A 10101-nucleotide genomic window follows, 5' to 3' on the forward strand; every position below is an offset into this window, starting at 1 on the left:
GATCAGAGTTGTTCGGCGGCGGCGAACTGCTCCAGCCGCTTCCGGTCCGGTTTCCCGTTGCGGTTCAACGGGAACTGATCGGTGACGAGGACACGGTTTGGCTGCTCGGCCGGCGGCAGCACCCCGCAGATCCGGTCGCGCCAATAGCGCGAATCCCGCCGAGCGTCGTCCTCGACGACGAAGACCAGGCTCGACCCGCGCCGCTGGTCGGGCAGCGCGACGATCTTCGCGGAGCAGCCTTCGCCTGCCAGCCGGTGCTCGATCACCTCGGGATGCAGGGTGTGCCCGTTGCGGTGCACCGCCCGTTTGCGCCCGACGACGAACAGGTTCCCGTCCGCGTCGAGACGGCCGAGGTCGCCGGTCGCGTACCAGCCGCGCTCGACGGGGATCACCTGCCCGCCGGCGTCGAGGTAGCCCTCCATGAGGTCGGGGTCGAGGACGAACAGTTCGCCGATCTCGCCGGGCGGCAGCACGGTGCCGTCGTCGGCGCGGACCTCCAGGGCCAGCCCTTCGACGATCTGCCCGCAGCCGCGCGGGTTCCCGATGTTGGCGAAGGCGACGTTGCCCATCTCGGTGCTGCCGTAGCTGTCGAGCAGCGGCATGCCGAACAGCTCCTCGGCCTGGTCCACGACGCCGGGTTCGAGCGGCGCGGCGCCGCTGCACAGCATGCGCACCCGGGAGAATTCCTCTTTGAGCGCCGGGCGTTTGCCGATGATGTTGAACAGGCTGCGATACGTGGACGGCGTCGCGTCGACGACCGTCGCCCCGGCGCGTCCGGCCAGGCGCAGCGCGCGGTCGGGGCGGCGGTAGGGCGCGATCACCAGCGAGCAGTCCCGCAGCCACGCGATCATCACCATCGAAAGGCCGTACTGATGGTTGAACGGCAGCAGCGGCAGGAGGACGTCGTCCGCTACGTGGCCGACCAGATCGGCGTTGCGTTCGAGGTTCTTCAGGAACCGCGCGCCGTTCTTCGCGACGCCCTTGGGGACGCCGGTCGAACCGGACGACCACATCACGAGACTGTCGGGCAGCTTTTCCCAGACGTCGAAACGCAACTGGACGTCCGTCGGGGCCCGATCGGCGGCCGCGACCATGATCTCGTAGGTGTAGGCCGACGGAGCGTCCGGCGGCATCGGCGCGTCGTCGTCGATGACGGCCAGCACGACACCGGAACCGGCGATCGTCTCGGCGGTGCGGTCGGCGTGCTCCATGTGGTCGACGAGCACCACCGACGCGCCGACGTGCATCAGCGCGACGAGGATCGTCAGATAGGCCAGCGTGTTGTCGGCCTTGAGCAGGACACGGTCACCGGAGCCGACGCCGCGGTCCCGCAGCACCTCGGCGACGCGGAGGGCCTGCTGTTCGAAGGCCGCGCCGCCGGTGACCGCGTCGGGGGAATAGATCTTCGCGAACATGGGGAAGTCCTTTCCTCTGTCAATCCAGGCTCACCGGGGCGATTTCGTCGAACACGTCGCCGGGACCGGGGTTGTCCGGGTGGGTGCCGCCGCCCAGGTGCTCGACGACGCCCCACACGGCGTTCAGCGCGGTGGTGACCGCGCTCTCGGAGAAACCGGCGATCCACGCGACGTCGTCGCCGGCGAGGAAGAAGCCGCGGTGGTGCTCGGCGGCGTCCCGCTGCATGAACTGGGTGAACAGGCGCCGCTGGTAGCGGTAGCTGCCGGGAAGACAGGATTTGAAGGCGCCCTTGAAATGCGGCTGCGTCTCCCAGGTGATCGCGATCGGCGGGCCGATCATGTGCGAACGGATGTCGACGCCCGGATAGATCTTGGCCAGCGCGGAGAGCATCACGTCGAGCCGCTCGTCCGGGCTCAGCGACGCGACCTTGAGCGAGTCGTCGTTCCAGGTGTAGGAGAGCAGCATCGTGCCGGGTTCGTCGGGGCCGTTGTCGATCAGGTAGACCCCGCGCGGGATGCGGTCGGTGAGCGTCGTGCTCATCACGTCGCGGCCGGTCGCCGGGTCCTGGTCGAGCCAGAACGGGCGGTCGGTGATGACGAACAGTTTCGACGCGCCCATGTAGTGGGTGCGCTCCAGCGCGGTCCAGACCGGCTGCGGCAGCAGGGCGTCGTCGCTCTTCATCCCCGAGAGCAGGTTCCAGTTCTGCGCGGCGAAGATCGCCGCCGGGTACGTGCGCACGTCGCGGTCCGCGTCCTCGATGGTGAACCCGCGGCCGGTGCGGTCGATCCGCACCACCGCCGGGCGCGGTTCGCCGCCGTGCAGGCTTTTCAGCGACGTGCCGGACGGCCAGTATTCGAGGTCGGCGGGTTCGTCCGCCCACAGCCCGAGCGGCAGTTGCTGGCAGCCGCCGAGGATCCGGTGGTGCTCGTCGCTGGTGTCGGTGCAGATCACGCGCAGGATTTCGAGCGCGGAGTTGGGGAAGTCGGTGTCCCAGCCGCCGCAGCCGAAGCCGACCTGGCCGAAGATCTCGCGGTGCTCGAAGGACGAGAACAGCGGCGACGAGGTCAGGAAGCCGTAGAACGACACGTTGTCGAACTTGGTGACCAGGTGGTTCCACAAATCCTTGATGGTCGAGATGTCCCGGCGCCGGATGGCGTCCTCCATCAGCGACATGTCCGCCTGCTCCTGGAGCGTCTTGGTCCAGGCGTCGTTGACCTCGCGGTACACCGGCGGCAGGTCGGCGGACGTGCGCGCCCAGTGGTTCTCGCCGTGCAGGTTGATCACCGTGCTCGGTGACGCGGGGGAGAGCGGGTTGGGGAACGGCGTCGTCTCCAGGCCCACCTTGTCGATGTAGTGGAACAGCGCCCCGGCGGACGGCGGGAAGCGCATCGCGCCCAGTTCGGCGACGGCGTCCGGATAACCGGGCAGGCTCACCGAACGCATCCGGCCGCCGAGCTGTTCGGCCTCGTAGATCACCGGTTTGAGGCCGAGCTTCATCAGCTCGTAGGCGGCCACCATCCCGGACAGGCCGCCGCCGATCACCGCGACCTCGGTGCCGTGCGCCTGGCGTGGCACGCGGCCGAGCCCGGCGGGATGGCGGAGCCAGTCGTCGTAGGCGAACGGGAAATCCGGGCACAGCATGCTCGCCGGCGGCGCCGCCTCGGCGCGGGGGCCGGGCAGGATGCGTTCTTCGACGGGAGACAGGGTCATCGGCGTTACCTCCGGCACTAGTTCTGGCGTCGCGCGGACGACCGCGGGCCGGCACGGCGGACGCCGGCGTTCTCGTGCGGCTACGGGTCTCGGCGCTGAAATCCGGTTCGCCGAAAGCCACGTTAACGATTCCGTCCCGGCGCGCCGGATACCTTTTCCACCGCTTGCCCACGGCACGGAAACCGGGCAGGGGAGCGGCCGGTTACCCGGCGGTGGAACAGTTCCGCCCCGTCCGCGACGGCCGCTGTGGCTAGCTGGACCGCGACTTCCCTGTGCCGGGCGACCCGAGGTGGCGAGTGCGCGCATGACCGAGCTGGATTCCCTGCGACGGCTGGAAAGCAGGCCGCGCGCCGAGCGGCGCCGCATACTGCTGGGCCTGGTGCGCCGGGCGACGTCGGCGGTGCTGGACGGGCCGCTCCCGCCCGGCCGCACCTTCGCCGATCTCGGGTTCGATTCCCTGCTGGCGGTGAAGCTGCACGCGTGGCTGACCGCCGAGACCGGGCTCGAACTGCCGGTGACGCTGGCCTACGACCATCCCGGACCCGAATCGCTGGCGGAATTCCTCGACGAGTGTCTCTTCGGAGCCGGGTCCGAGGACGAAGCGGAAGCAGGCGCGGCCACCGGCGAACCGATCGTGATCGTCGGCATCGGCTGCCGGTTCCCCGGCGGCGCGGATTCACCCGAGGGCCTGTGGTCCATTGTGGACGAAGGGCGGGACGTGGTCACGGAATTCCCCCGTGACCGCGGCTGGGACGTCGACGGCCTCTACGACCCGCGCCCGGGCACCCCGGGCAAGACCTACGTGCGCCACGGCGGTTTCCTGCCCGGCGCGGCCGAATTCGACGCCGGGTTCTTCGGGATCTCGCCGCGCGAGGCGCTGGCGATGGACCCGCAGCAACGGCTGGTCCTGGAGACGGTGTGGGAGGCGCTGGAACGGGCCGGGATCGACGCCGGAACCCTGACGGGCAGCCGGACCGGGGTGTTCGTCGGTGCCGAGCCGCAGGAATACGGCACCCGCCTGGCCGACGCGCCCGAGGGGCTCGACGGGCTCCTGCTCACCGGCAGCGCGCCGAGCGTCGTCTCCGGAAGGATCGCGTACACCCTCGGCCTGCAGGGGCCGGCGTTGACCGTCGACACCGCCTGCTCCGGCTCGCTGGTCGCGCTGCATCTCGCGGTCCGCGCGCTGCGGAACGGCGAATGCGGCCTCGCGCTCGCCGGTGGGGTCGCCGTGCTCGGCACCCCCGGCCCGTTCGTGGCCTTCTCGAACCAGCGCGGCCTCGCGCCGGACGGGCGCTGCAAACCGTTCTCGGCCGCGGCGGACGGGACCGCGTGGGCCGAGGGTGCCGGGATGTTCGTCCTGGAAAGGCTTTCCGACGCCGAGCGCCACGGACATCCGGTGCTCGCGGTGATCCGGGGGAGCGCGGTCAACTCCGACGGCGCCTCGAACGGGCTCACCGCGCCGAACGGCCCGTCCCAGCAACGGGTGATCCGCGCCGCGCTGGCCGACGCCGGGATCGGAGCGTCCACTGTGGACGCGGTCGAGGCGCACGGCACGGGGACCAGCCTCGGCGACCCGATCGAGGCGCAGGCGCTGCTCGCGACCTACGGCCGGGACCGCGAAACGCCGTTGTGGCTGGGTTCGGTGAAGGCCAACATCGGGCACACGCAGGCGGCCGCGGGCGCGGCCGGGGTGATCAAGATGATCATGGCGCTGCGCCACGGCCGCTTGCCGCGCACCCTGCACGGCGCCGATCCGACCCCGGCGGTCGACTGGTCCGCCGGCGCGGTCTCGCTGCTGGCCGAGCCGGTCGCCTGGCCCCGTGGCGAGGAACCGCGCCGGGCCGCGGTGTCGTCGTTCGGCATCTCCGGCACAAATGCCCACTTGATCCTGGAGGAACCGGCACCCGCGGTGCCCGGCGAGCCGGCGCCCGCACCGCATTCGCCGGTCGCCATCGCGTTCTCGGCCGCCGATCCGGACGCGTTGCGCGCCCGCGCGGCCCAGCTCGCCGCTGTCGACGCGGATCCGGCGGACCTCGCCTTCTCGCTCGCCAAGACCCGCGCGACGCTGGCCGAGCGTGCCTTCGTTCTGGCGCCGGACGCCGCGGGCCTGGCGGAAGCACTGACCGCGTACGACGAACGGGTGCTGCGCGGCGGTCCGCTCCAGGAGCCAGCCGAACTCGCGTACCTGTTCACCGGGCAGGGTGCCCAGCGGATCGCGATGGGCCGTGAGCTTTACGACGCCTACGACGTTTATGCCGAGACCTTCGACGAGGTCTGCGCGCACACCGACCTGCAGCTCGACCCCCCGCTGCGGGACGTGGTGTTCGGCGAGGCCGACCCTGCGTTGCTCGACCGCACCGACTACGCGCAGCCCGCGTTGTTCGCCGTCGAGGTCGCCCTGTTCCGGCTGCTGGAGTCCTGGGGTGTCGCCCCCGCCTACCTGTGCGGGCATTCGGTCGGCGAGTTCGCGGCCGCGCACGTCGCCGGTGTGCTGTCGCTGTCCGACGCGGCGATGCTGGTGACCGCCCGCGGAAGGCTCATGCGCGAGCTGCCAGAAGGCGGCGCGATGGTGTCCCTGCGTGCCTCCGAGGAAACCGCTCGCGGGTTGCTGGCCGGGCACGGGGAACGCGCCGGGGTCGCGGCGGTCAACGGTGCGGACGCGGTCGTGCTGTCCGGTGCCCGCGACGCGCTGGAGAAGGCGATCGGCGGCTTCGGCGGCAAGGTCAAGTGGCTCAACGTCAGCCACGCGTTCCACTCGCCGTTGATGCGGGACATGCTCGACGACTTCGCCCGGATCGCGCGGCTCGCCGACTACCACCCCGCGAACCTGCCGATCGTCTCGACGGTCACCGGCGAGATCGGCGGGCACGACTCGGCCGGGTACTGGATCCGCCACGTCGAAGCGACCGTCCGTTTCGCCGACGCGCTGGGTGTCCTGCGGGACAACGGCTGCGGCACCTACCTCGAATTGGGCCCGGACGGCGTCCTCTCGGCGCTGGTCGACGACGGTGTCGCGCGCCCGTTGCTCCGCCGCGACCGGCCCGAAGTCCCCGAACTCCTGACCGCGCTGGGCACCGCCCACGTCCGCGGCGTGGACGTCGACTTCGCGGCGCTCGCTCCGGGCGGGCGCCGGATCGACCTCCCGACCTACCCGTTCCAGCGGTCGAAGTACTGGCTCACCCCCGGCCCGGGCGGGGACGCGCGCGGCCTCGGCCTGCGTCGCGCCGAGCATCCGCTCCTCGGGGCGGTGGTCGCGGTGCCCGGCGGCGACACCGTGTTCACCGCGCGACTCTCGACCACCGACCAGCCCTGGCTGGACGGCCACCGGGTCGGCGACGACATCCTCTTCCCCGGCACCGGTTTCCTCGAACTCGCCTTGCACGCCGGTGCCGAAACGGGTTGCGGGCGCGTGGAGGAACTGACCATGGGCGCCCCGCTCGTGCTCTCGGCCGCGGCCGAGGTGCAGGTGGTGGTGGCCGCCGCGGACGACGACGGCCGCCGCGCGGTCACCGTCCATTCGCGACCGGAACACGGCGAGGACTGGACGCGGCACGCGAACGGCACCCTCGTTCCCGAGACCGATGCCGTCCCCGCGACCGTGGAGTGGCCACCGCCGGGAGAAGCCCGGTCCCTGGAAGGCTTCTACGACGAGCTACCCGGCTTCGGTTACGAAGGCGTGTTCCGCGGTCTGCGGTCGGTGTGGGTCGACGGCGACGACGTCCACGCCGAGGTCGCGCTTCCCACGGACGAGGACGGCGGCTTCGGTATCCACCCGGCGCTCCTGGACGCCGGGCTGCACGCGATGTTCTTCCGCGAGTCGGCGGAATCCGCCGGCGGGCTGCCGTTCTCCTGGTCGGACGTCCGCCTGCGGGCGAGCGGCGCGACCGCGCTGCGGCTGCGGATCACGTTCCACGCGGCGGACACCGTGTCGCTGGTCGCCGTCGACCCCTCGGGCTCCGAGGTGCTGAGCGTCGGCTCGCTGGTCGTCCGCCGCCCGGTCGCGCGCGGCCGGGAACTCCCAGGTGGACTGTTCACTGTGGACTGGACGCCGATCGCGGTCGCCGAACCGGTGGCGTGCACGGCGTATCCGGAGATCGTCCCCGGTAAGCCCGCGGTGCTGTCGGTGCTGCCCGAGGGTGATCCGGTCGGCTCGGCGCACGAGCTCGGCGCCCAGGTCCTGGCAGTGCTCCAGGACTGGGTGACACGAGAAGAGTCCACTTTGGTCGTCCACACGAGACACGCCGCGGGGCCGGACGCCACCGATCCGGCGGCCGCGTCGATCTGGGGCCTGGTGCGCAGTGCCCAGGCCGAGCACCATGGCCGGTTCGTCCTCGTCGACGGCGAGGCCGAAGACGTGCCGATGGCCGTGGCGACCGGGGAACCGCAGGTCGCCGTGCGCGACGGCGTCCCGCTCGTGCCGCGGATAGCCGAGGCAAGCGCGGGAGTCCTGCTGCCGCCCGCCGGGCCTTGGCGGCTGGGCAAGTCCGGTGAGGGCACGGTCGACGACCTCGTCCTGGAGACCGCCGGCGAGCCGGACCTCGGGCCGGACGACGTGCGCATCGCCGTCCGTGCGGCGGGGCTGAACTTCCGTGACGTGCTGAACGTCCTGGGCATGTACCCGGGCGAGGCCGGGCCGCTGGGCTGCGAGATCGCCGGGACCGTACTCGCGACCGGCGCCGCGGTGACCGACCTGGCGCCGGGCGACCGCGTGATGGGCATGGTGCACGGCGCGATCGGCCCGGTCGCCGTCGGCGAACGCCCGTTCCTGACCCGGGTCCCGGACGCCTGGACCGACGAGCAGGCCGCGACCGTGCCGCTCGTCTTCCTGACCGCCTACTACGCGCTGGTCGACCTGGCCGGGCTCAAGGCGGGCGAGTCGATCCTGATCCATTCGGCCGCGGGCGGGGTCGGGATGGCCGCGACCCAGCTCGCCCGCCATCTGGGCGCCGAGGTGTTCGGCACCGCCAGCGAGGGCAAGCAGCACGTCCTTCGCGCGGCCGGGCTGCCCTCGGACCACATCGCCTCCTCACGCAACCTCGACTTCGCCGAAGCCTTCCGGACCGCGACCGGCGGACGCGGGGTCGACGTCGTCCTCAACTCCCTCGCGGGCGAGTTCGTCGACGCCTCCCTCGCCGTGACCGCGGCCGGCGGCCGGTTCCTCGAAATGGGCAAGACCGACGTCCGCGCACCGGAGGACGTCGCCTACCGCGCCTTCGACCTGATCGAAGCGGGCCGGACCCGCACCGCCGAGATCTGGGCCGAGCTGATCACCCTGTTCGGCCAGGGCGCGTTCACCCCGCTGCCGGTGCGGACCTGGGACGTCCGGCACGCGCCCGACGCGTTCCGGTTCGTCAGCCAGGCCAGGCATATCGGCAAGGTGGCGCTCACCGTCCCGCGAGCGCTCGATCCCGACCGGACGGTGCTGGTCACCGGCGGCACCGGCGGTCTCGGGGCACTCGTCGCGCGGCATCTCGTGGCCGCGCACGGGGTCCGCAAGCTGCTGCTCACCAGCCGCCGCGGCCCGGATGCGCCGGGCGCGGGAGAACTCGCCGCCGAGCTCACCGGTCTGGGCGCCGAAGTCCGCGTCGTGGCCTGTGACGTCGCCGATCGGGACGCGCTCTCCGCCCTGCTGGACGGGGTCGAGCTGACCGGCGTCGTGCACACCGCGGGTGTCCTCGACGACGGCGTGCTGACCGGCCTGACCCAGGAGAGGCTCGCGAAAGTGTTGCGCCCCAAGGTGGACGCGGCGTGGCACCTGCACGAACTCACCCTCGGCCACGACCTCGCGCTCTTCGCGCTCTACTCGTCGGTGTCCGGGATCGTCGGCTCGGCGGGGCAGGCCTCCTACGCCGCCGCGAACACGTTCCTGGACGCCTTGGCGGCCTACCGCGGGACCCGGGGCTTGCCCGCCGTCTCGCTCGCCTGGGGACTCTGGAGGGAGGGGATGGGCAGCGGGCTCGCCGAGAACGACGTCGACCGCATGGCCCGCGAAGGCCTGCCGCCGCTGACCGCGGAGTCCGGGCTGGCCCTGTTCGACGCCGCCCTCGACGGCGGGTTCACCACCGTCCTGCCGATCGAACTCGACCGTGCCGCGCTGCGCGCCCACGCCAGGACCACCGAGGTGGCGCCTGTGCTGCGCGGTCTCGCGAAGGTCACCACCCGGCGCGCGGCGGCACCCGCGGCCACGGGCGGCGCCGGTCTCGGCGAGCGGCTCACGGCACTGCCCGACGACGAACGCACGGCTCTGCTGATCGACCTCGTGCGGCACAACGCCGCCGCCGTCCTCGGGCACGAGGCGGGCGGCATGATCGATCCGGCACGCGCGTTCAAGGACCTCGGCTTCGACTCGCTGACGTCGGTGGAACTGCGCAACCGGATCAACACCGTCACCGGCTTGCGGCTGTCGGCCACGGCGGTGTTCGACCATCCGACCGTCGCCGCGCTCGCCGGGCACCTGCTTGCCGAACTGGCCCCGCCGTCGCTCAGCGCGGCCGACGCGGTGCTCACCGAACTCGACCGGCTCGAAGAACGCCTGGCCGCCGTCGACGACGACGGCCGGACCGCGGTCGCCGGACGGCTGCGAGCCCTGCTCGACGGCATCACCACGCCGGGGAGCGACGTCGGCGGACGGCTGGAGGACGCGACCGCGGACGAGGTCGTCGACTTCCTGGCCACCGAACTGGGGATTTCGTGATGGCGGACAAGAAGGCCGTCGCCAAGGTGCTGGCCGACATCGAGCGGCTGAGCGAACGCCTCGGCGAACTGGATCCCGAAGACCGCAAGAAGGTCGCCAAGCCGCTGAAGAAGCTGCTGCTGGCCTACGCGGCGGGCGACAAGGACGACGAATTCGACGACCTGCTGTTCGACGCCGCTGTCGACAAGGTCTTCGGCTTCCTCACCGACGAGATCTTCTGACCGTGTCGGCGGAGCTGCAGATGTATCCGGAAGAGCGACTGAACGCGTGAACCCGCGCTG

4 protein-coding genes are annotated in these 10101 nt (G+C 71.8%); 2 read left to right on the forward strand and 2 right to left on the reverse strand.

Annotated elements, in window-relative coordinates:
* Positions 1-2: 2 nt before the first annotated feature.
* Together ACZ1DY_RS17035 and ACZ1DY_RS17040 are read right to left on the reverse strand one after the other, a co-directional pair.
* Positions 3-1415, reverse strand: coding sequence for a class I adenylate-forming enzyme family protein (locus ACZ1DY_RS17035; RefSeq protein ID WP_465484918.1), 1413 nt, complete (start codon positions 1413-1415; stop codon positions 3-5).
* 19 nt (positions 1416-1434) lie between these two features.
* Entirely contained in the window at positions 1435-3126 is a 1692-nt protein-coding gene (locus tag ACZ1DY_RS17040; RefSeq protein ID WP_126735792.1) for a flavin monoamine oxidase family protein, read from the reverse strand.
* Positions 3127-3430: 304 nt separating this feature from the next.
* Between ACZ1DY_RS17040 and ACZ1DY_RS17045 the strand changes: the two genes are divergently transcribed.
* Entirely contained in the window at positions 3431-9820 is a 6390-nt protein-coding gene (locus ACZ1DY_RS17045) for an SDR family NAD(P)-dependent oxidoreductase (RefSeq protein ID WP_465484919.1), read from the forward strand.
* Complete coding sequence (locus tag ACZ1DY_RS17050) at positions 9820-10041, forward strand: hypothetical protein (protein ID WP_126735794.1); 222 nt, start codon at positions 9820-9822, stop codon at positions 10039-10041. Before ACZ1DY_RS17045 ends, ACZ1DY_RS17050 begins: the two co-directional genes overlap by 1 nt.
* Positions 10042-10101 lie beyond the last annotated feature (60 nt).

Source organism: Amycolatopsis sp. PSD-21 (assembly GCF_055561455.1).

Excerpts from the sequence above, each read along its gene's own strand:
- ACZ1DY_RS17035 (WP_465484918.1), bottom strand. The coding sequence starts at position 1,415 with ATGTTCGCGAAGATCTATTCCCCCGACGCGGTCACCGGCGGCGCGGCC.
- ACZ1DY_RS17040 (WP_126735792.1), bottom strand. The coding sequence starts at position 3,126 with ATGACCCTGTCTCCCGTCGAAGAACGCATCCTGCCCGGCCCCCGCGCC.
- ACZ1DY_RS17045 (WP_465484919.1), top strand. The coding sequence starts at position 3,431 with ATGACCGAGCTGGATTCCCTGCGACGGCTGGAAAGCAGGCCGCGCGCC.
- ACZ1DY_RS17050 (WP_126735794.1), top strand. The coding sequence starts at position 9,820 with ATGGCGGACAAGAAGGCCGTCGCCAAGGTGCTGGCCGACATCGAGCGG.